A 21592-nucleotide genomic window follows, 5' to 3' on the forward strand; every position below is an offset into this window, starting at 1 on the left:
AATGTGTTTCATGTTGTCTTAGGTGTTGTTAGTAAGTCAATTGATTTTTTTACCTCTTCTTGTAGTTTTCTAAAGTCAATATTGAACACATCTTTGTAATATTGAATGACTATACTTTCTTTAAGCCTGAATGTGGATGCCACGTCAGCATTATTTTTTATTAAAGTTTCAAAGGCTTCTTGTCCTTCTACCAATAGGTAAGCAATAGTTTCTACAAAATCTTCCTGCTCTGCAGATTTAGCATAGCTAGAAACAAATCCTTGAGAGTTAGCAGTGGTTGGTGGTGTATTAATCCAACTTTGAGTATACCAACGTGTGCTGATGCCTCTCCAAGTTTGGGGATAGTGAATGTGTTGATGTAGTATGTGTGCATATTCGTGGTGAATAGTATGAAGCATCTGTACTACTTCAGCTTTTTTGGAAAGCTCAAAATCATTTACTACATAAAGCACAATTTTTTTTCCTCCAACAGCTGTACCGAGTACGACTGTTCCATTATTGTTGTATTCGGCACTTCCCACCAATAAAAATTTGGAGATGGAATATTTTTTCAAGAAGTCTTTTTCCTGCAACAGTTTCATAAGGTTTCATCCAGATGTCTCTCACGGCAGTTAGTACAGGAATCACTCTTTTTTCTTGAGGCGGAACTAATGTTCTATTATAATTTATTTCAAAAGGGGACCACTTATATTTGATTTCAATGTTATAGGTCTTAATAAATTCATCACGTATATAGTTGTCAATTTTTCCAGCAGTCCAGGTTTCTCCGCCTTGATCAACAATTGGATCTGTTGGTAGGGCTGCCTCTTTTGAGCAGGAACAGAAAAATAGTATTGTAAAGAATACTGTTGATATTATATAATTTTTCATAATAATTATCTAGGATTTGGTTGTACACCAGAAAGAATAACTTCTGCAGGTAATTGGACATTCTCATAGGGCTATTAATCCCTAACGTGTAAGTTTCCTTTTCATCATATGACCTATGCGTTATCGCAATTTTATGTCTCACAATATCAAACCATCTAAGTCCTTCAAAGAGGAATTCTCGACGTTTGAAATCCAATACAGCTTTGATAATATTTTCCTCTGTGTTGGTGGTTCCGTAGTATGTGTTTAATTTGTTTTCACTGACATTGTGGACTTCTGGGACATACAGCGGCATATCTGCACTATAGTATACTTTTTTGCTTATTACAGTATTTAAGTCATTGATTGCTTTAGGGAAATCTTTTATCCTAGCGTATGCTTCGGCACGATTAAGGATCATTTCATCTACTGTAAGGAGGGGAATCATATTAAATGGAATGCCATACTCCGCATTTAATGATTCTCTAACAAAATGTTCTCTGAATTTAGGGATATGCAGTGCGACTTCTGTTCCTCCAAAGATTGGATATCCAAATGCACCCCGTAGTGGACATTATCTCCAGAAAGCAGGTCTCCCAATAACATCATCGTAAAACCAAATCTATTTGCAGCTAGACTTCTTCCCCAAGATGTAGCCGCTTCTGCCAATAAGAGGTTTGTTGGGTTGTCATACTGGAGTACCACTGTTCAAGCGTGAAATATTCCATTGAAGAAAATCCTGTCGTGTTTACAGGTCTTAAATAACGACTTAGATCCTCGCCCAATGCTAGGTTTGCATGGCTTACGGCTTTTTCAAATCATGTTTAAAAAGATAAAATCTTGCCGCAAATGCGTGGGCAGCCGCTGTAGTAAAGTGGTATTTTTTTACTTTATACCGATTGTCATCCAATAAAGGAATGCCTTCCAATAAATCTTTCTCTATAGCATCATAAACCGATTTTAAGGTTCCTCTTTCATATTTTTTTAAGACTTTTTTTTCAGGTTTATCGACAAATGGAATTCCAATTTCCTGTCCAGCAGTTTCTGGGTCATAGTCTTTGCTATATAATATTACCAGCATGTGGTGAGCATATGCGCTTGCTAACAATGCTTCACCTTTTAAGGAGCTCGTTTCCTCGGGTCTGTTTAACTTTTCAATGGCTTCAAGTGCATGATTTGCAGCACCGATAGCTTTGTAAGCTGCATACCAATAATATGTTGGGGTATCTTGATCATTTTCTTCAACATCCTTAAACATCCAAGGATTCATATTGATCGGGTTGTTTGAACTCATCATCATTCCTTTATCACCAGCATTATCTGAAGCCGATTCCGTAAAAGGGATATAATTACCCCTAGGGTAAGCAGAGGTTAATAATTCTGCAATTTTTGTTGGAGAATCCAGTTCGGTTCTTAAGTCGGGAGCTGTCTCCAGAAATTTTGAACAGCTCGTAAGAAATACCGAAGTAAATATGATTGTAAATAGTTTTCTTTTCATCACAGTATTTTTAAAGTCCAGCTTTTAATGAAAGGGTAAATTGTCTAGGAATAGGCATTGCGACACCTCCGGTTCCATAGAATTCAGGGTCTTGACCATTCAATTTTGGGTCTGAATAAATGAGGAATAAATTGTTGGCGACTAGATTCAATGAAATATTATTAAATCCTGATTTACCTAAGAACTTTTTAGGTAGTTCATAGCCCAATGTTATTTGCTTCATGCGAACAAAACCGCCATCAGCAACCCTTGCATTAGAATAATTGTATGCATTGTATACTTGATTTCCTGTTAATCTGGCATCCGTTCTAACTGTAGCAATTGAAGGAGATAGGTTTTCATAAGGAGCAACAAATCTATCCAAGAAATCATACGACATAGCATCTAATTCCGAATAGGAATTCTTGTAAATTGGGTTCAATCTTACTTTGTTTCCAGCACTATAGGTTACCAAAAAAGAGAGATTCAGATTCTTGTAATTGAAATTGTTGTAAAATCCACCATTAAATGTTGGATCTACAGGTCCTTCGTAAACTAGGAAATTAGTTTGTATACTTTGGAGAAATACATTGTTGCTGATATCCCCATCTTCATTTACATAGGTTGGTGTTCCGTTATATTTATTCAACTTTTCAAAATCAATAGAAAATAAACCTCTGTGTGGGTATCCTTCCTTTGCAGCACCTACAGAATTCACTAAATTCCAGATTCTAGGCTCATTCTTTATGTAGGTGATTTCATTATTGTAAAATGCATTGGTTAATTGTGTTTTCCAGCCCCAATCCTTCCTGTCGAATACAGTAGCTTTGAATAAAACCTCAATTCCATTAGACTTCATGTCTGCATAATTGGCGATTTTTATAGCTTCGGCACCAATTCCTGAGACCCTGATTGGACCAATTAAATCGAATGCATCTCTTTTATAAAAATCCAATACTACCTGATACCTTCTATTGGCAAATGTGGCATCAATACCTATATTGGTTTCGTATTGTTTTTCCCAAGTCAATTCATTGTTCTCTAAATATTCGATATTAATCACAGGTTCTTGCTCTCTGAGGAAAGGCCTGTTAACTGTAGCAGATCTTAGAACTAAACTCGCATTCGTAGCAGGGCCCATACTTGCAGTAAGTCCATAAGTACCTCTGATGGTCAATGTGTTGAAGAAGTTTTGGTTTTGCATAAAATTTTCTTGGTCTATGTTCCAAGACCCCGATAAATTCCATGTTGGTAACCAACGTGCTACTTTGCTTCTTCCTAATTGGTTCGAACCGTCGTATCTAGCTGTTCCGGTGAATTGATAACGACTGTCAAAATGAATAAGTTCCGTTCATCGCCAATGCAATGAATCGATCTGAAAACATTTCCATTTTATAGTATGGCATGTTTCCTTCGACATTCATTTTAATAATTCTCGGATCAATAAATGGAACACCACCTTTATCGAATTGATATCCATAGCCAGTTGCTTCTTTTGACATGCGGTCTAGATACCTCATTTCTTGGGTAGCAAATGCAGTGAAGTAATTTTTGCCAAATGTTTCACTCCAAGTGAGGCTATTTCTGAGATAAAAAACTTTTCAATAGGTTTTCGCTTGTTATATACATTCCACCGTATGGGAGAACAGATGTTGGCCTTGCGTCTGGATTTCAGGATTGCGATATAGGAATCGATTTGCATCAGCAATAATGCTGTTTTCTATTCCTTCAACACCATATTCAGTACCAGCGCGGTAAGCATTTGGCAAATTGGAAGTTTCATTTATTTTATGTTCGTTTCCGGTACTTGCATAGCGATAGGCACCAATCATATTGAATTTGATGTTTTTGGGAAGTTTATAATTCAACTCTCCCTGGACTTTTAAATCAATCATTTTTAAATCCATATAATTTTTGTCCAATTCATCCAGAATATTGAAAGGAGCATAATTCATTGTAATAAATTCACGATTACCATTTACATCAAAAGGTGCGATTACCCTTGATGTATTCATCGCATACGAGAATGGGTTGATATCAAAGTCTCTAGAAACTACACCCGTTACAGGATTTGAGTTCTGGCCTAATGTTCCGGGCGCTCTTTGATCGCGTATTGAACCTGTGGTCAATAAACCTAAATTGAGGTTTTTGTTAATGGTATAATTTCCTCTGATGTTTGCCGTGTATCTTCTTACTCCATTAGATTTTGTCCAGCCATTATCCTGTAAAAATGATGTTGAATAATAAGTCTGAACCTTTTCATTACCATTTGAAAAACTGATGGAATGTTCCTGAAGGAGCGAATTGTTAAATAGGGTACCAAACCAATCTGTATTTATGTTATTGTATCTTTTTAGAAATGCTGCTCTTCCTTCAGGGGAATTCTCAATCACTGGAGTTCCATCTTTATTCCAGGAAGAAAGTCCGCGAGAGAGATTACCGTATATTCCGGAATTCCTATTGTTTTTGATCAATGCATAATCTATTGCTCCTTTTCTAGCTAATTCAGCATAGACAGACATTTGGTCATAGGAGTTCACGATATCGAATTGGGAATAGGAAGGCTTCAGATAAGTTGTGAAATTTCCTAGATAGGATACCGCTTGAGTTCCCGCTTTACCTTTTTTTGTAGTGATAATTATTACGCCATTCATGGCTCTTGCGCCATATAGGGATGTTGCGGCTGCATCTTTGAGGATTTCAAAGCTCTCGATATCATCGGGGTTTATACCAGCAACGGACGAACCTAATAGGGTAGAGGCATCACCTGTGGACAATTGGTCATTGGAGATATTTACGACATCTTCTAAGATGATTCCATCTACAACCCATAGCGGTTTATTGTCACCGGTAATGGAGGTCGCACCACGAACACGTATCTTTGGGGCAGCTCCAAATGTTCCAGAAACATTTTGTACAGAAACTCCTGATACTTGTCCTTCCAACATTCTGGAAACATCCGGAACTCCAAATCGTTGTGCATCTTCAGCTTTGACTTTAGTGGCTGCTCCGGTAAATTTTCTTCTGTCTATTGTTTGGTAACCTGTTGCGACAACATCTACAGCTTCCAATGCTTGCTGGTCTGTAGTCATAGCGATGGATAAACTCTTTCTTCCAGCAACAGAAACCTCTTGCCTTTTGAATCCTTGAAAGCTGATGACAACAATGTCTGATGGTTTTGCAATAATTTGAAATTCACCCTGATTATTTGTGGTCGTACTCGTATTTGTTCCTTTGATAGTAATTGGAGCACCAATCAGAGGATTGCCATTTAAATCTTTTACTGTGCCACTTATTATTTCTTGGAGTCTTTCCGTTGATTCTATGGTTTTTGTTTTTTTAGGAATGATTGTTATTTGGTTGTTTGAAATGGAATATTCCAGCTTATCATTGGGCAAAATCATTTCCAAAACCTGTGAAACTGAGGCTTTGTTGATGTTGACAGTGATAGGTCCAGCAATTCTGTTAATTTGGTCATTGTAGAAAAATTGATATTCCGTTTGCTGTGTGATTTCATTCAGTACGACATTCAATTTTGCTTTTTGAAATTTTAATGTAATTAATTGGTCACTAGCTTTTACAATATTGCTACAAGCAAGTAAAAGCATGCATAAAATTGAGAATCTTATTGCCTTCGCACAGATACTTAGGTTCATACGCTTCTTTCTTACCAGTATTTTGGTAGCTAAAAAGTGTTGCATTTTTAATAAAATTGATTGAGTTTTTAATTGGGTTATAATTGCTAATATTGGATACTTTGCGCGGCAAATTGATCCCATTTCCTGGAGTATTTATGTTATCATATATGCTTATTATGTATTATTAAATGGTTATTTTGAATTGAAAAGTTGTAATCTGAGGTTTTTGAGAGCATTTCTAGGAATTGGGAGAGGTTTACATCTCTGTTGATGGTACCTGAGAAAGTTTCCTGATGATTTTTGAATTTTTTATAATCGGTTTTAACTCCATACCAGTTTTGGATTTGAAACAATATTTCTTCCAACCTGTCATTTTCAAAATGGAATTTTTTGTTTTTCCACGCTAAATCTTTTAAGATGTTAGCGTCGAGAATTTCAATACTATTGTCTTTTACTATTGCTTTTTGGGACGGTTTTAATATCCTTGAGTCGTTTTTGGATTGGACATTTACTTTTCCTTTTTCTAAGGTTGTAATCAGTTTTTCATTGTAATTGTTCACATTAAAAGAAGTGCCAAGAACTTGAATATTAGCCTGATTTGTATTGACAATAAATAATTGGTTCTGGTTATTTTTTACATCAAAGAAAGCTTCACCTTCCACAAATACCTCTCTGTTTTTCTTGATAAATTTGGAAGGAAATTTTATAGTACTATTAGAATTTAATGTTACTAAGGTGCTGTCTGGCAGCGTTAGATTGTAATACTGTGCTATTGGAACCTTAATTTCTAACCATTCTATTTTATCTTTTGGGAAACTATGATCGATAGCTATATTATTGGCCTCATCGATTATTTCTCCAGTAGCTTTGAGTTTAACTGGGTTATTTAATACAATTGATTCGCCGTTTTGAAACTTTAATTCTGCACCTATTAATGCAGGTTTTCGATCGTTGTCATTTACCTCTTTACGATCTGCATAATGAGACGTTTGTGAAATTGGAAATAAGGAATAATTGAAATGAAATAAGCTTAGATACCCGATTAATATTATACATGCAGCTGCTAACCATTTCAAGTTATGTTTCTGTTTTAATGATTTATTTTGGTTGAATCTTTTTTGCCAAGCGGTTTCACCATCAAAAGAATTTAGCAGATCCAAATCTTGCTGGAGTATTTCAGGGTTTAGAAATTTCTTAAATAAATTTCTATTCTCTTCATTTTCCATGATCCAATTATTTAGCTTACGGATTTCTTTTACAGAACATTTTCCGTTTAAATATTTGATCAAGAGTTGAGTAATGGTTTTTTCCTTTTGGCTCATAATTATCCATAAGAAAAGAAGAGGAGAAAAAAGGGTGAATTAATTATTAAAATAATTTTAATTCTTGATTAATTATCGCAACGAATATGAGATAATATTCTGGATTTAGATTTTTCTGCAAATAGGCTAAGCCTCTTTTTTTATGGGTTTTTACAGTATTGATACTGATATTGAGATTGTCTTTAATTTCACTATTAGATAAACCTTCAAAGAAACTCAATTTTATAACTTTTCTACACATTTCCGGTAGATTATTCACTAATCTTTCCACTTCTGCCAAAAGTTCTGTGTAAATAAGTACTCTATCCAACTCTAAAGAGTCTTGTTCGTTGAATCCTGTTTTTTGCCAATATCTATCATTTACTTTTGTTCTTTTATGTTCGTTAATAATTTTATTTCTCACAGAACTGTATAAGAACGATTTAATAGCTGCTGGGTTTTCGGAAACTTTTGATTTGTTAGCAAAATATGAGGTAAATGCATCATGTGTTAAATCCTCAGCATAGGAATAATTGCCTGTTAATTTAAATGCATAAAAATTTATGTATTTGTAAAAATTAATGTACAAGTTTCTGTCAGACGTGGAGACTGAATGGTTCATTTTTCAAATACTTAAGTTTGTAATTAGTTGTTAATTAGAAATAAATATATATAATTCAAAATTAATTTAATGAAATTAAATTGAAAATGATCCAAAAGATTGGGAGTAAATGGGAAATCAGTGCAATAAAAGGATTGATGAAAATTGAAATTGTAAAATTATATTTTGGAGATGGAGTAGGTTTTGTGGGGAAAGGAAAAATTATGATGGTGGGATTTTAATCCTCTTCTGAATTAAAATCATCACCATCATAAAGGAATTCAACTAAATGTGAATTCAAGTCTTGTGTTAATACTTCGTCTTTTATCATTTTTAATAAATTTTTATTATCAAAAATACAAATGGACTTTAATGGAAGTATTAATTGGATGTTAAGTTTATGTAATTAAAGTCTGAAAACTTAATGCATTCCATTTTATTATTTTTGCAGCTATACTTCTCTGCAATTCTATCAATAGTTGCAACACTCCATTCATCGCTGAAATTATTTATTTTCCTCGATAAGCTGTCGTTCTGAAGAAATGTACCATCTGTAGGTATCCCGTATAAATATATCAGAGCATTGTTGATATTACCTATTAATCTGCCGTCTTTTTGAACTGCAATTTTTCCGTTTTCATATTTGCCATTTACAATTTCGCGTACATACCCTTTTTTTTTGCATTCTTTCGAACAGCAAATTGTTTTTCAATTTCAAATTCCCTTTAGGGATCCTGGCATCAATAAAATAATTGAATTCTTTTTCGATATATGAATTTTTAATTTTCAAACTGTTGCCGCTTATAGAGATGGAAGGTTCTTCAGAGAAAATAAATTTTACAAAACCATCTTTTGCCAGACAAAACAATTTATCTATAGAGTCTCGAGGTGGTCCAAATGCTGTGTGATTAATAAATGCCATCCAATGCTTTTCAAATGATTCCTGAGAATCTTCGTCAAAGCCATTATGAGCAAATAAATCAGCTATCTTATAAAAACCTTCTCTAAGAGCTGCGATGGCAGCAGCCATAGGGCTCTTGAGCTCTCCTTGGTCAGATAATTTCAAGCTATAAATCCCAAGATCAACAATGAATTCATGGTAATTCGATTCCATCTGAACTTTTGAGTAGGTCATAGGATCAATCAATGCACTTATGGAAAATAACTTCGAAGAATCAAAAGAATCTATAAAATCTAGTATTTTCTGAATCAGATAATTCCTTTGTAGAATGTACGTGCGAATAGAATGCTAATTGAGTTTCTAAATTATAGATGGGTAAAATATCTCTTTCAAAATTTAGTTGCCCATTTCTTGATTTTAAGGAATTGACCCAATCCTCAGTCATTATTTTTAACTGATATTTGTTTCCTTCCCAAAATGCATTTCTGGGAAGCATAGGCAAATTCCTTCTGGAGAAAGGGTAAATTGTAGGTTCATAACCAGAGGGCAGGTATCTATACTCTTGATCTTGTTTATAAAATATACCACCTCTTCCCTCAGTAAGGTGCAAAACTGCATCCATAAAAGTCAAACCAATGCCTTTGATAGCTACATCTACTTGTGAAGGGATGTCATCCAACAATTCTACAGGATAGGCTTGAGGCAAATACATTATGTTTTCAGAAACATCAGTGGCCAAAAGATTTTCCTCTTCCATATTTGCATAACTATGGCCAGTACAAATAATGGTAGATTCGTATTGATATGGTAATCTTTTCTTTGAAGTAGTGACTTTTATTTTCTCCTCAACAACATCGATATCAATTACATTGGCATTGATAAGTTTGATGTCCATTGTATTAGGGATATTTTCTAATGTATTTTTGAGGGCATCCATCAGGTAAAGACCCATTAACTCTCTGGAGCAGAAATCTCCATGCTTTGGTTCATTTTCCCCTGATTTATTCTCATTTATCCAATCAATTAATTTGAGGCGTTTCGGTAAAATATGAGGTTTATTCTGGTCTTCCCAACAACTTATTTCAGCGATACAATCATTCATTATCAAATAAGAGGGTAGGTGTGGCTGAAAATTCGGTCCTGCTGCAAAATCTCTAGTATGGTTGAACCAATGAATATTGATCCTTTTTTCAGTATTTAAATGGATTATTTTATTGATAAAACGGTCTAAGGCATAAAAACCTTTGGGTCCGCCTCCGATAATAGCTATATAAATAGATTCTGACTCTTCAGTCGGTAAATTGTTTTCATTTACAACCCTGTTTGTAAATGGTCTTGGGTGCCTTATTAAGAAAAGGGTCCAAATATGCAGAATTCCAAATCATAATTAATTTTTTATTAATCATTGGATCTCAGTTAAATTTAATAACAGATTTCAGCTTTTCAGTGCATATGCAAATCCCTCTATGCAGAAATATAGAGTCGGTTTAGATTCACTTATTTAGAAATCACTATTTTTGCTTCAATCAAAAATTATCTATACCTATAGGATAATATAGAATTATCCAGGGATACCTAACTGATATCTCCAAAATTGTAAATCACTAAATCACATTAATAATTATTCCAATACCTTTATTAAGCAATAAGTACCATGGGTACCTGCTTTGCAATCTTTTCTTTAAAAAAAAGATTTAGTTGTGTGATGTAGTAAATATAACAGTAATTACCCAAAACGGTTTGTATAATTTCTTTTTTTTTAGGGAGATTTTACGTTTTTTCGGCTATTTATCCTAATAATAGGGTATAAAAAAAGGATGTTCTATTTAAAACATCCTTTTTAAAGATTTTCTGACTAAATTATTTATTGGAATCTTGATTTATTAAGTCAAAGGTATTTTTGATTAAATCAAAAGCTTTCAACCTTTTTTCATCATCAAAGATGTAATTCGTAGTCATAATTTCTTGAGCGTTTACATTTCTTATCAGATTTTTTAATTCTATAGCTAATTTATCTGGATTTCCGGTGAAAGTACTCGATGTCATTGAGTAAACGGCTTGCTCGATTTCAGGTATGCCAGCGAAGATCGGTTTTTCTGTTGGAGCCGAAAGAGGCATTCTTCTGTTGGTGACAATCCCTGCAAATAGATTTTGTAAACTTGTTGACAGAAATTCAGCTTCCTCATTGGTATCTGCTGCCGATGATGTTCACACAAACCATGAAATATGGTTCTTGCAGTTGTTTTGATGGTTTGAAATTCTGTCTATAAATATCTGAAGCAGCTTTGAGCATATTTGGAGCAAAATGTGCTGCAAAAGCATAAGGTAATCCTAATTCCGCAGCCAGGTAAGCACTGTCCGTACTCGATCCTAGAATCCAAATTGGAATTTCCAATCCTTCTCCTGGGAATGCCCGAACTTTTGAATCGAAATTATCTTTGCTGAAAAACCTTTCAAGCGCTAATACATCATCTTTGAAATAAAATGCCGTATTGAGATTGTTTCTTCTTAACGCCATTGCCGTAATTTGATCTGTCCCCGGTGCTCTTCCCAGTCCCTAGGTCAATTCTACCAGGATACATAGATTCTAGAGTTCCGAATTGCTCCGCAATAACTAGAGGAGCGTGGTTTGGAAGCATTATCCCTCCAGATCCAACTCGTATATTTTTTGTCTTCCCTGCAATGTGTCCTATAAGTACTGATGTTGCTGAACTAGCAATATGCTCCATGTTATGGTGCTCGGCCAACCAGATTCTAGTATAGCCCAATTGATCTATATGTTGTGCTCCATTGGTCGCTCTGACAATTGCATCAGCAGCTGTTTTATTTTTGCAGAGTGTTGCTAGTTCTAGGAGAGAGTAATTCACGTTTTTCATAGAGGTAAATATACATTTGAAAATTTCAATAAATAGTAATTCTAATGTTATGAATTATTTCCTTATTGTCATGTTTTGGACCAATATATGTTTTCACATGTATTTTAAACGATGTTACTCTATTTAAGAGATAGATAATGAGGGAGGGGGCTATTAATTTACTTTAATAAAATATGGATTATCGTAAATAAAATTGAAATAAACATGAACATATATTATCGAATTTACAATCTATATTGTCAAATCATTTTAGCAAAGTAGATAAGGCTCTACATTTTCATTTGAATTAATTTAATACTACAGGATAAACGGCTTTTTTTAACCCAAAAACCCATAAAAATGCGTTTAAATCGTTTAAACCTACATTGATAAAAATCACGGAAATTACGTTGTTATTTTGCTAAATTAATTATTTCAATATTTTTAATTTTATTTAACTGATAATCAGAGTTTTAAAAATGTGTAAATTTTACAATATGCTAAATTTACTTTTTTTATTGCTAAAAATATATATAGCTTTGTTCGCAAAATAAATCCTATATATGACAAATTTAATCAGTAATCAATTGGAGTCACTTGGGGTTCGTCCAAAAGGTCCAATTTATTTTCAACTTCCAGTACCAGAACTGGTTGAACAAGCGATTAAAAATCAAGAAGCAGCTCTTACAGAAACGGGTGCTTTAAGTTTCAAAACCGGGATATTCACCGGGCGATCTCCAGAGTCTAGATTTATCGTGAAAGATGCTGAGACCTCAGAAAATGTAAATTGGGGTAAGGTTAATAAACCTATGAGCATTGAACTATTTGATCTATTGCTGGAGCGATTGTGCCTATATCTATCCACAAAGCCGATTTATGTTAGGTCAGTTCAGGCGTGTAACCATAAAAACTATGCGCAAAATGTATTGACTGTGACCCAAAGCCCATGTCAGGATATTTTTGTAAATAATATGTTCATCAACGTTGATGTTACTAAACAAAAAAATATTGACTGGACAGTTCTAGCAGCATCCAACTTGAAGGTTGATGATTACGCTGAATTGGGTCTTCCAACTTCGCACTGTGTGGTTTTAGATTTAAGTAGACATATCGTCATTATAATCGGTACTGCATATACAGGGGAAATCAAAAAAAGTATTTTTTCCGCATTGAATTATTATCTACCGTTGAAGCATGATGTATTAACTATGCATTGCTCAGCCAATGTGGGAAAACAAAATGACACAGCATTATTTTTTTGGTCTTTCAGGAACCGGTAAAACCACGCTATCAGCAGATGAAGGTAGACTTCTGATTGGTGATGATGAGCATGGATGGACTGACAATGAAGTGTTTAATTTTGAAGGAGGCTGTTATGCTAAGGCAATTGGTTTAACTCAACAGCACGAACCGCAAATCTTCAATGCTATCCGATTTGGATCTCTTTTAGAAAATGTAAATTTTAAATCGGGAACTCGTGAAGCTGATTATGAGGATAGCAGCATCACGGAGAATATGAGAGCTTCATATCCAATTGAATTTTTGGAAAATGTAAACCCAAGAGGTTTTGGGGCATCACCAAATCATATCTTTTTCTTGAGTGCTGATGCATTTGGAGTTCTTCCTCCGATTTCAAAATTGACTGCTGAGCAGGCTATGTATTATTTTATCAATGGATATACTGCAAAAGTTGCTGGTACAGAAATGGGAGTTAAGACTCCGACGGCAACATTTTCAGCTTGTTTTGGCGCGGCATTTATGCCACTTCACCCAATGCACTATGCAGAGATGTTGAAGAAAAAGCTTCAAGAAAACCCGAATATCCAAGTTTGGTTAGTTAATACCGGCTGGGTAGCAGGACCTTATGGTGTCGGAAGAAGAATACAACTAAAATACACTCGTCAATTGATTCGTTCCGCTATGGAAGGTCATATCGGCGAAGCTGGATATGAGAAACATCCGATATTTGACCTTCAAATGCCTAGGGAATGTCCTGAGATTCCTGCTAATCTTTTGAATCCAAAACGTGTTTGGGATAATCCTGAAGCATATGAAGAATTAGCTGAAAAATTAAAAGGAATGTTTGACGAGAACTACGCTCAATTTATTCCTAAAGAAGAAGTGGTCGAGAAAGTTTTGAGCTAAAACTATGAGCATACAAACACTAGAACAATTTATCTCAGAACAACAAACCCAATTTCCACAAGCTAAAGGCGAATTCACAAGATTATTGCAAGCAATATCCTTGGCTGCAAAAATCGTTCACCGGGAAGTTAATAAGGCGGGTTTAGCTGATATATTAGGTAAACTTGGCAATACAAATGTTCAAGGAGAGGAGCAACAAAAACTAGACGTATTTGCCGATCATTATTTTATGGATGCATTGGAGAGAGTAGGCGAGTGTTGTTATTTGGCATCTGAAGAACATGAAGATGGGATTGATCTAACCAAAAGAAATAAATATGCAGTAGGGAAATACATGGTATATTTTTGATCCTTTGGACGGCTCATCTAATATAGATGCAAATGTTTCTGTGGGAACAATCTTTTCTATATACAAAAGAATAAGTACGGGAGAAGAATTGCAGAGTGTAGACTTTAGCCAAACTGGACGTGAACAGGTAGCTGCTGGCTATGTCATATATGGATCTTCAACGATGCTAGTCTATAGTACTGGGAAAGGTGTTAATGGATTCACTTTAGATCCGTCAATTGGCGAGTTCTGTTTATCGCATCCTAGATTAAAGATTCCTGAGAACGGCAAAACATATTCTGTAAATGAAAGTAATTACAATCAATTTTCAATAGCAGTTAAGCAATATCTGCAATATTGTAAAGAGATTGATAAAGATAGCAATAGGCCATATTCATCACGATATATAGGTTCATTGGTAGCTGACTTTCATAGAAATATGATTCAAGGGGGGATATTCCTTTATCCTGATACTTATCAATATCCAAATGGAAAACTGAGATTGATGTATGAATGCAATCCACTAGCTTTTATTGCAGAGCAGGCAGGGGGGATAGCAACAACAGGAGAAAATCCAATATTGGATATTATCCCTACTAAATTGCATCAAAGAACACCATTAATAATTGGAAGTAAGAATATGGTGGAAATGGTCGAGAAATTTATTGTTGAATTTTCCAATGAAGAGCCTTCATTTGCCTGATTTTTTATTAACAAGTTGAAGCAATAAAATATTAAGTTTGCTTAAACTTTTACTTATGAAATTCAGTATTATTTTGGTTTTAACTGCGATGAGTCAGTTAGTCCAAGCTCAAGAAGCTCTTCCATTGTTCTTAAAAGGTCATTGGAGTGTCAATGGTTCTAAAAATTTTGAACAATGGGACGTGGTCTCCAATTCAAGCATGAAAGGTTTTGGTTATAGCCTTTCAGATAATACGCCAGTTATCAGTGAATATCTGGATATTAAAAATTGAAAATGGAAGGCCTATATTGATTGCTACAGTTTTAGGACAAAATAATGGTGAGGCAATAGAATTTCAAGGAAGCATGACTAAGGATAATTCACAAATTCAATTTGAGAATTTTGATCATGATTTTCCACAACAAATTACATATACATACTCAAAAGATTCTTTGGAGAGATTAAATGTTAGGATTTATGGAAAGGGGAAAGAATCTTTTTTTGAAAATGAGTCGCTTAAATTCTCCTGATAAAAAGGGGATAGAATTCGACCAAGAATTGGCAGAAAAGCTCGGTGCAGATGATTATGGAATGAAGTCTTATTATTTTGTAGTGTTAAAGACAGGACCAGAAAAGAATAATAATAAAGAATTCGTTAATGAAGCATTCAGCGGACATATGGCAAATATCAATAGGCTAGTAAAGGAAGAGAAATTAATCGTTGCTGGACCATTTGGAAAAAATAATGATCAATTTCGCGGTTTATTTATCCTCAACAATGTGAAAACAGAAGAGGAAGCTAAAGAGATCCTTGAAACTGATCCAGCAATCAAATCAGGTCTATTGTCCTATACCATCTATCCATGGTATGGATCTGCGGCACTGCCCATGTACTTGCAGTATTCAGAAAAAGTAACCAAATCAAAGTTTTAATATTCTATTAAAGTAGTAAAAGCCACCTTCCCAGGTGGCTTTTTTTTTATCTAATTGTAGAAATACTTATTCTTCTTGTATATAAATTGGATGCTATTTAACACCCATTTCATTGATAATGAATTGTGCATTGTCAATTTTATCAGCAATCCATAATACGTACCTAATGTCAACTCCGATTGACCTACTGTAGCTTTCGTTCCAAGCAAAGTCATTTATGGTAGCATCGTAAGCTCTATCAAAGTTAACTCCGATCAATTCACCATAGGCATTCATTATCGGTGATCCTGAATTACCTCCAGTGGTATCCATGTTATATAGGATATTTACAGGAACATCATTAAGGTCTTTTTTGAAATAATTTCCAAAATTTTTGTCCAACCAATTTGTTTTGATGGACTCTGGGTATGAAAATTCAGGCAATCCAGAATTTCCTTTTTCAATAAGTCCTTTTACAGTCGTAAATGGTTCCATATAAGTAGCATCTGCAGGGCTATAGCCTTTGATATTTCCAAAGGTCAATCTCAAAGTTGAATTTGCATCTGGGATAAAACTTTTCGACTGGAATTTTTCTTTTACGGCGATATAATCTGCCATTAGCTTACTCAAATTTCCTTCTCTACTTTTTTGTTCTTGGGCAAAAGGAGTCATTTCTTTTTCTAATTCCTCTTGGAATGCCATTAATTCATCTGTATAATTCAAAAAGGTATTGGCATCTTTTAAGACGGTATTTTCAAATGCTTTTTGATCCGAAAGTTTAGAATTTGAAATTGCATTGGAGATATAATTTGCAGCTTCTTGTTCATTTTTAAACTTATGGGCAGCTACGAAAGGTAAGCTATTTCCATCTTTCAATTGGTATGCCTGAGAAAACATCGTGCTCGCTATATTTTTATCAACTGCAAGATTGTAGCTTTCATAAAGACCAGCTAATTGTTTTTTGAAACTTTCAATATTTGCATTGAAAAGATCGGTTTTCCTTTTCGTTGACATTTCTTGATTCAGAGCTTCTTTGAAAGAATTCGTTAGACTTGCCAATTGCAATGCTCTTATACCGCTGTAAATATTATTATACCACAGTTCTTTTTCAGCATTTTTCAAAAACTCGGTTATAATGATTGTCAATATCTTGCATCAAAGTACCGTATTGGGCTTTCAATTCAGAATCTGCTTGAATAAATTTCGAGAGTTCCTCATCTTCTTTGATCTTGGTATTTACTAGGTCAATGTTTCTGAGACCTTTCAATTTACCACGATAATTCTTCATCACATTTGCATTTCTTTTGATACGGGTTGCAAGTGCTAACTCAGTTGCTTTATCCTCTTTTCCAGCTTCAAGCATCTGTTGATTTTGAAAATCATATAGTTCTGAAGTATAAGGCAGTAAATATTTCTCTTGATATTCGATATATTGAGCTGGTCTATGACGGAATGTTCTCCCAGGATAACCTAATATAAATACAAAATCATTTTCATTTACTCCTTTAGGATTCACTTTCAGATGTTTCTTAGGTTTGTAAGGAACATTGTTTTTTGAATATTTTGCAGAAGAACCATCAGGAGCTACATAGGCGCGAAGGAAAGAAAAATCACCAGTGTGTCTAGGCCAAACCCAGTTATCGGTTTCTCCACCAAATTCACCAATATTCTGTCTAGGGATATAGACTAATCGTACATCTTCTATGGTTTTATATCTGAACAAAACATAACTCTTTCCAATAAACATTTCAGATACTTCGGCTTTTATAGTTGGATCCTGTGCTTCCGCTTCTTTGGCCAATTCTTTTCTTTTGTTGTTTATTGCATCTATTCTTTGTGCCGGATCGGTAATGTTATTTGTGCCTTCGAGAACTTTCTGTGATACGTCTTCGTAAGAGTCTGTAATCCGAATGTTAAGTCCTTTGGCTTCGATTTCCTGTTCGTGTGAATTTGCGACAAATCCATTTTCTAAATAATTGTGTTCAGGTGTTGAAGCTAACTGAACTGCACTGAATGCACAGTGATGGTTCGTAATGATCAATCCATTAGGTGATACGAATGAACCAGAACAACCACTTACTTGTACCAGTGCATCTACAAGACCGATTTGACCGGGGTTGTAAATTTCTTTTTCACTGATTTTTAATCCTGCTTTTTTTAGACCAGCTTTACTCAGTTCACTGAGGGGGAACATCCCTTCATCTGGAATAGGTACGGTGTTTGGAATTATTAGGGTACCTGTGGTCAAAAAAGCAGCAATTAATCCTGCTTTGATATAATTTAGCATAACTATAGATTTTGTTTCATCCCAAAAATAGTAAATGTTGTCCGTCAAAACATAAATATCTATGAACATCTCTGATGATATATTTAACTATTCGATAAATGGTTCATATATTTGCAGAAATTAATGAGGTAAAAGCTATTTTTCAATCAATAATCCTATGAGGGCCAATTAATTTTAGAATTCTGTTATTTTGAAATTAATCCTGGAAGCAATAAAAAATGAGACACAAATTCCTTAAGAAACTAGAATCAATAAATAGATGGAGAATGCAGAAGATTTCTAACAGAAACTTCTTGATTGTTCTAGCGTTTGTGGTTGGTATTGTTGGAGGTTTGGCTGCAGCTTTATTAAAAGGTCTCACTCATTTTATTGCTGCTAAATTACAAGATGATTTAGAATGGCATTTTAAATATTCCTTGTACCTTATTTTTCCATTGATAGGGATCTTCTTAAGTGTGCTTTATGTGCGCAAGTTTATAAAAGGTAAGAAACTAGAGCATGGAATTACTCCAATTATCTATTCCATATCTAGAAGGTCTAGTAGGATCGATATCCACAACATTTATTCTCAGATTGTAACCAGTGCGATTACCGTAGGATTTGGAGGGTCTTCTGGACTTGAGGCACCGATTGCCTATTCTGGTTCAGCGATTGGATCGAACATTGGTAGATTCTTCGGGCTAAGCTATAAGGAAGTTACTATGTTGCTTGCTTGTGGTGCTGCAGCAGGTATTTCCGGAGCATTCAATAGCCCTGTAGCAGGGATGATCTTTGCAATTGAGATCTTATTACCAGAATTTTCAATTCCAGCATTTATACCACTGTTGATTTCTTCAGCATTGGCGGCAGTAATTTCCAGGATATTATATAGCGAACCTTTGTTTCATACAGCAGCTACCGATTGGGAAGTGAGTTCGATTTTCTTTTATATTCTATTGGCTGTTTTGGTTGGAGTTTATACGGTTTATTTCTCCAAGATAAGTCAGGTTGTTAAGAACTGGTTTGGGAAGATCAAAAACCCATACAATAAAGTATGGTTGAGTGGTATTTCCTTGGGCGTGATGATTTTCATCTTTCCAGCACTTTATGGCGAAGGTTATCTTACCATACAGCAGATGCTCGACGGTCATTTCAATTCGATCGTAAAGAATTCCCTGTTCGCTGAATATAGAGATATGGCTTGGGTAGTTGTGTGCTATACGGTGTTGACATTGTTTGCAAAATCTTTTGCAGCTCTATTTACCATCAATGGTGGTGGTAACGGTGGAGTATTCGGTCCAAGTTTGGTAATGGGGGGATTGATAGGGTTCGCTTTTGCATTTGGGATGAATCAAACGGGGTTTGTTCAATTAAATGTTCCCAATTTTGTGATGGCGGGTATGGCAGCGGCATTAGCCGGGATTATGCATGCACCACTGACTGGTATATTTTTGATCGCCGAAGTTACTGGCGGTTATACCATGATGGTACCATTGATGTTAGTAGCTTCAATCTCTTATTTAATCAATAGAGGTGTCATGAAGCATTCTATATATACCAAAGTTTTGGCGGAATCTGGAGATTTGCTTTCCTATGAGGATAAAGATAGGACCGTATTGAGTATGATGAAGCTCAGGTATGTTCTTGAAACTAACTTTGTCGTTCTCAGACCCAATGAGACACCTTTAGATCGTCAATCTGATATCATTCACTCCAAAAGAAACATCTTTCCCATTGTAGATGAAAAGGGGAAACTGATTGGAATATTATATAGTGAACGATTGTTTTCGATTCTATTGGGCGAAGAAGAGGGTAGGGAAAAGACCTTTTCAGCATTGGCACAAAAGCCTAATGATATAATAATAGAAACTGAAAATATGGAATTGGTAATGAACAAGATGAATAAAGAGGATGTTTGGATATTACCAGTCGTGAATAAAGATGATCAATACTTAGGTTTTATCTCTAAATCATCTGTATTTAATAAATATAGGGGCTTGTTAATTCGTCAAGGTCAATACTTAGAATAAAACATCTGTAATATATAAATGAAAGAGGCAATTGGATTGAAATTCAATTGCCTTTTTTAATGAACAAAATCCTTTAGGGCATTACATTCTAGAGTCTTTTTTCTCTTAATAGCGCTATTTGACTTTATTTTTTTGAGATGGTTTAATTTAAAATTGGCGAGAATCTACAATTTATTGTCTTCAATTAATCATTATCTAAAGTTTGAGAATCAATGTTTTAACGCTTAAATCTCCCAAAAACACCATCTATTTAACTAAAAAATAATATGTTAACAAATGTTAAACGGTACAATAATTGTTAAATGATACGTTAATAAGATGGAAGTGTAATAAAAATATTACGAAGGCAAAAAAACAAATCGGAAAATTACTGTGAAGAAAACAAAGTTATCAATTTTAAAAGCTACATTTTTATTGATTAGTTCAGTTAGCATCATGGCTAGCTGTTCTGAGAGCAAATCCAAAGAAAAAGAAAATACTATAAAAGCAATGGCTTTACCAGTTTACACGGTTGAGAGATCGGATGCTGTAACGGTAAAGGATTACCTTGGTACCATAGAGGGTAAGGTTAACGTTGAAGTTCGTCCGCAAGTTGAAGGACTCCTGCAGGAAATCTATGTGGACGAAGGTGCTTATGTTCAAAAAGGTCAAAAACTTTTTAAAATCGACCCGTCTTTCTATCAAGAGGATTTGAATAATATGTACGCTGCAGAGAAGGTAGCACAAGCCAAATTGAAAAATGCAAAACTTGAAGTAGATCGTTTAAGACCATTGGTTGAAAATGATGTCATCTCAGATGTTAGATTAGCATCTGCTGAATCAGACTACCAAGTTGCTAAAGCAGGCTTAGATCAAGCTGCCGCAGAAGTAAGATCTGCTCAATTAAGTAGGAATTTTACAACGATTACAGCTCCAGTGAGTGGTTACATAGGACGTATCCCAAAACGTATAGGTAACTTAATTACAAAAGGAGACAAAGAACCCCTTACCAATCTTTCAGATATTCAGGAAGTATATATTTACTTTGCGATGAATGAGTCTGATTTCCTGTATTTCTCAAAAGCACAGGCGAAGATGGACAGTATCGAGGGACGTAAATACGATAAATTGAAGAGATTAACATTCCCAGAAGTTACCTTAATGATGGCTGATGGGGAAGAATATTCTTCAAAAGGTATTGTGGACGCAGTGAATGGTCAGGTTGATAGAACTACTGGTTCGATTTCATTGAGGGCAACATTCCCTAATCCCAATAATATCTTACGTTCAGGAAGTACGGGTACTTTGAAAATTGCTGAAGTGAAGAAAGATGTTTTGCAAATTCCTCAGATTGCGACGAATGAATTGCAGGACAAGACTTTCATCTACGTTGTTGATAAAAACAATCAAGCACAACGCCGAAACATCAAGTTAAATGGCAAGACCAAGGATAAGTATATTGTATCTGAGGGAGTCCAAGAAGGCGATCGTGTCATTCTAAGTGGATTTGAAGAATTGACTGAAGGGTCAGAAATCATGCCTATTCCACAGCAAAAATAATTGTTTAATTAAATTTTAAAAGCTGATTCTAACTTTTCCTTACTTATAGTAGGGAAGAGCTTAGGATA

Annotated in this window: 25 protein-coding genes and 1 pseudogene; 10 read left to right on the plus strand and 16 right to left on the minus strand. The window is 34.8% G+C overall.

Annotated elements, in window-relative coordinates; genetic code table 11:
• Positions 1–8: 8 nt before the first annotated feature.
• From FGL31_RS10475 to FGL31_RS10515, 10 genes are all read right to left on the minus strand, one after another.
• Entirely contained in the window at positions 9–581 is a 573-nt protein-coding gene (locus FGL31_RS10475) for a substrate import-associated zinc metallohydrolase lipoprotein (RefSeq protein ID WP_138091272.1), read from the minus strand.
• Positions 496–870: a putative zinc-binding metallopeptidase gene (locus tag FGL31_RS29865; RefSeq protein WP_138091274.1), complete on the minus strand. Its 375-nt coding sequence runs from the start codon at positions 868–870 to the stop codon at positions 496–498. The genes FGL31_RS10475 and FGL31_RS29865 overlap by 86 nt, the downstream gene beginning before the upstream one ends.
• Positions 776–1297 (minus strand): RagB/SusD family nutrient uptake outer membrane protein, encoded by a 522-nt coding sequence (locus FGL31_RS10485; protein ID WP_232046597.1) that lies wholly within the window; start codon positions 1295–1297, stop codon positions 776–778. Before FGL31_RS10485 ends, FGL31_RS29865 begins: the two co-directional genes overlap by 95 nt.
• 26 nt (positions 1298–1323) lie before the next feature.
• Complete coding sequence (locus FGL31_RS10490) at positions 1324–1518, minus strand: hypothetical protein (RefSeq protein ID WP_138091278.1); 195 nt, start codon at positions 1516–1518, stop codon at positions 1324–1326.
• A 133-nt stretch (positions 1519–1651) separates the two neighbouring features.
• A complete protein-coding gene (locus FGL31_RS10495) occupies positions 1652–2347 on the minus strand; it encodes a RagB/SusD family nutrient uptake outer membrane protein (protein WP_138091280.1) in 696 nt (231 codons plus the stop codon).
• A 10-nt stretch (positions 2348–2357) separates the two neighbouring features.
• Positions 2358–3530: a SusC/RagA family TonB-linked outer membrane protein gene (locus FGL31_RS10500; protein ID WP_138091282.1), complete on the minus strand. Its 1173-nt coding sequence runs from the start codon at positions 3528–3530 to the stop codon at positions 2358–2360.
• A 127-nt stretch (positions 3531–3657) separates the two neighbouring features.
• Positions 3658–3828, minus strand: a complete 171-nt coding sequence (locus tag FGL31_RS22640) for a hypothetical protein (RefSeq protein ID WP_171017621.1) — start codon at positions 3826–3828, stop codon at positions 3658–3660.
• 117 nt (positions 3829–3945) lie between these two features.
• Entirely contained in the window at positions 3946–5934 is a 1989-nt protein-coding gene (locus FGL31_RS10505; RefSeq protein WP_171017622.1) for a SusC/RagA family TonB-linked outer membrane protein, read from the minus strand.
• A 191-nt stretch (positions 5935–6125) separates the two neighbouring features.
• The gene (locus tag FGL31_RS10510) at positions 6126–7286 is read right to left on the minus strand and encodes a FecR family protein (RefSeq protein WP_138091287.1); all 1161 of its coding nucleotides are present in this window, start codon (positions 7284–7286) and stop codon (positions 6126–6128) included.
• A gap of 46 nt (positions 7287–7332) precedes the next feature.
• Positions 7333–7887 (minus strand): RNA polymerase sigma factor, encoded by a 555-nt coding sequence (locus FGL31_RS10515; protein ID WP_138091289.1) that lies wholly within the window; start codon positions 7885–7887, stop codon positions 7333–7335.
• Positions 7888–7973: 86 nt separating this feature from the next.
• On the opposite strand from FGL31_RS10515, the gene FGL31_RS27815 reads away from it, so the two are divergent.
• Positions 7974–8108 carry a hypothetical protein gene (locus tag FGL31_RS27815; RefSeq protein ID WP_262709087.1) on the plus strand — a complete coding sequence of 45 codons (135 nt, stop codon included), beginning with the start codon at positions 7974–7976 and terminating at the stop codon, positions 8106–8108.
• A gap of 395 nt (positions 8109–8503) precedes the next feature.
• Here the strand turns inward: FGL31_RS27815 and FGL31_RS10520 are convergent, their stop codons facing one another.
• The 5 genes from FGL31_RS10520 to FGL31_RS25365 all read right to left on the minus strand — a co-directional run bounded on the left by FGL31_RS10520 (position 8504) and on the right by FGL31_RS25365 (position 11643).
• Positions 8504–9001 carry a hypothetical protein gene (locus tag FGL31_RS10520; RefSeq protein WP_138091291.1) on the minus strand — a complete coding sequence of 166 codons (498 nt, stop codon included), beginning with the start codon at positions 8999–9001 and terminating at the stop codon, positions 8504–8506.
• Between the two features lie 40 nt (positions 9002–9041).
• Positions 9042–10142 (minus strand): FAD/NAD(P)-binding protein, encoded by a 1101-nt coding sequence (locus FGL31_RS10525; protein ID WP_138091293.1) that lies wholly within the window; start codon positions 10140–10142, stop codon positions 9042–9044.
• A gap of 485 nt (positions 10143–10627) precedes the next feature.
• Positions 10628–10885, minus strand: coding sequence for an LLM class oxidoreductase (locus tag FGL31_RS25355; protein ID WP_232046604.1), 258 nt, complete (start codon positions 10883–10885; stop codon positions 10628–10630).
• Positions 10886–10949: 64 nt separating this feature from the next.
• Positions 10950–11285 carry an LLM class oxidoreductase gene (locus FGL31_RS25360; protein WP_232046606.1) on the minus strand — a complete coding sequence of 112 codons (336 nt, stop codon included), beginning with the start codon at positions 11283–11285 and terminating at the stop codon, positions 10950–10952.
• On the minus strand, positions 11236–11643 hold the full coding sequence (locus FGL31_RS25365) for an MsnO8 family LLM class oxidoreductase (protein ID WP_232046608.1): 408 nt from the start codon (positions 11641–11643) through the stop codon (positions 11236–11238). Before FGL31_RS25365 ends, FGL31_RS25360 begins: the two co-directional genes overlap by 50 nt.
• Before the next feature lie 542 nt (positions 11644–12185).
• On the opposite strand from FGL31_RS25365, the gene FGL31_RS23455 reads away from it, so the two are divergent.
• From FGL31_RS23455 to FGL31_RS10555, 7 genes are read left to right on the plus strand one after another with little or no spacing between them, the layout of a single operon-like run.
• Positions 12186–12902, plus strand: a complete 717-nt coding sequence (locus tag FGL31_RS23455; protein WP_197734194.1) for a phosphoenolpyruvate carboxykinase (ATP) — start codon at positions 12186–12188, stop codon at positions 12900–12902.
• Positions 12862–13767: a phosphoenolpyruvate carboxykinase (ATP) gene (locus FGL31_RS23460; RefSeq protein ID WP_197734195.1), complete on the plus strand. Its 906-nt coding sequence runs from the start codon at positions 12862–12864 to the stop codon at positions 13765–13767. Before FGL31_RS23455 ends, FGL31_RS23460 begins: the two co-directional genes overlap by 41 nt.
• A 4-nt stretch (positions 13768–13771) precedes the next feature.
• Complete coding sequence (locus tag FGL31_RS28945) at positions 13772–14116, plus strand: FIG domain-containing protein (protein WP_317130998.1); 345 nt, start codon at positions 13772–13774, stop codon at positions 14114–14116.
• 4 nt (positions 14117–14120) lie between these two features.
• Positions 14121–14798, plus strand: coding sequence for a class 1 fructose-bisphosphatase (gene fbp, locus FGL31_RS10540; protein ID WP_317130999.1), 678 nt, complete (start codon positions 14121–14123; stop codon positions 14796–14798).
• Between the two features lie 55 nt (positions 14799–14853).
• Entirely contained in the window at positions 14854–15069 is a 216-nt protein-coding gene (locus FGL31_RS10545) for a hypothetical protein (protein ID WP_138091295.1), read from the plus strand.
• Entirely contained in the window at positions 15044–15307 is a 264-nt protein-coding gene (locus FGL31_RS10550) for a hypothetical protein (RefSeq protein ID WP_138091297.1), read from the plus strand. Before FGL31_RS10545 ends, FGL31_RS10550 begins: the two co-directional genes overlap by 26 nt.
• Positions 15285–15710, plus strand: a complete 426-nt coding sequence (locus FGL31_RS10555; RefSeq protein WP_197734196.1) for a YciI family protein — start codon at positions 15285–15287, stop codon at positions 15708–15710. The genes FGL31_RS10550 and FGL31_RS10555 overlap by 23 nt, the downstream gene beginning before the upstream one ends.
• Before the next feature lie 93 nt (positions 15711–15803).
• Here the strand turns inward: FGL31_RS10555 and FGL31_RS29870 are convergent.
• A pseudogene (locus FGL31_RS29870) lies at positions 15804–17976 on the minus strand (S46 family peptidase).
• 266 nt (positions 17977–18242) lie between these two features.
• On the opposite strand from FGL31_RS29870, the gene FGL31_RS10565 reads away from it, so the two are divergent.
• The gene (locus tag FGL31_RS10565) at positions 18243–19985 is read left to right on the plus strand and encodes a chloride channel protein (RefSeq protein ID WP_232046610.1); all 1743 of its coding nucleotides are present in this window, start codon (positions 18243–18245) and stop codon (positions 19983–19985) included.
• Positions 19986–20357: 372 nt separating this feature from the next.
• Positions 20358–21524 carry an efflux RND transporter periplasmic adaptor subunit gene (locus FGL31_RS10570; protein WP_232046612.1) on the plus strand — a complete coding sequence of 389 codons (1167 nt, stop codon included), beginning with the start codon at positions 20358–20360 and terminating at the stop codon, positions 21522–21524.
• Positions 21525–21592: the final 68 nt, after the last annotated feature.

The sequence above is a fragment of the Sphingobacterium daejeonense genome, assembly GCF_901472535.1.
Classification (GTDB): Bacteria; Bacteroidota; Bacteroidia; order Sphingobacteriales; family Sphingobacteriaceae; genus Sphingobacterium; species Sphingobacterium daejeonense.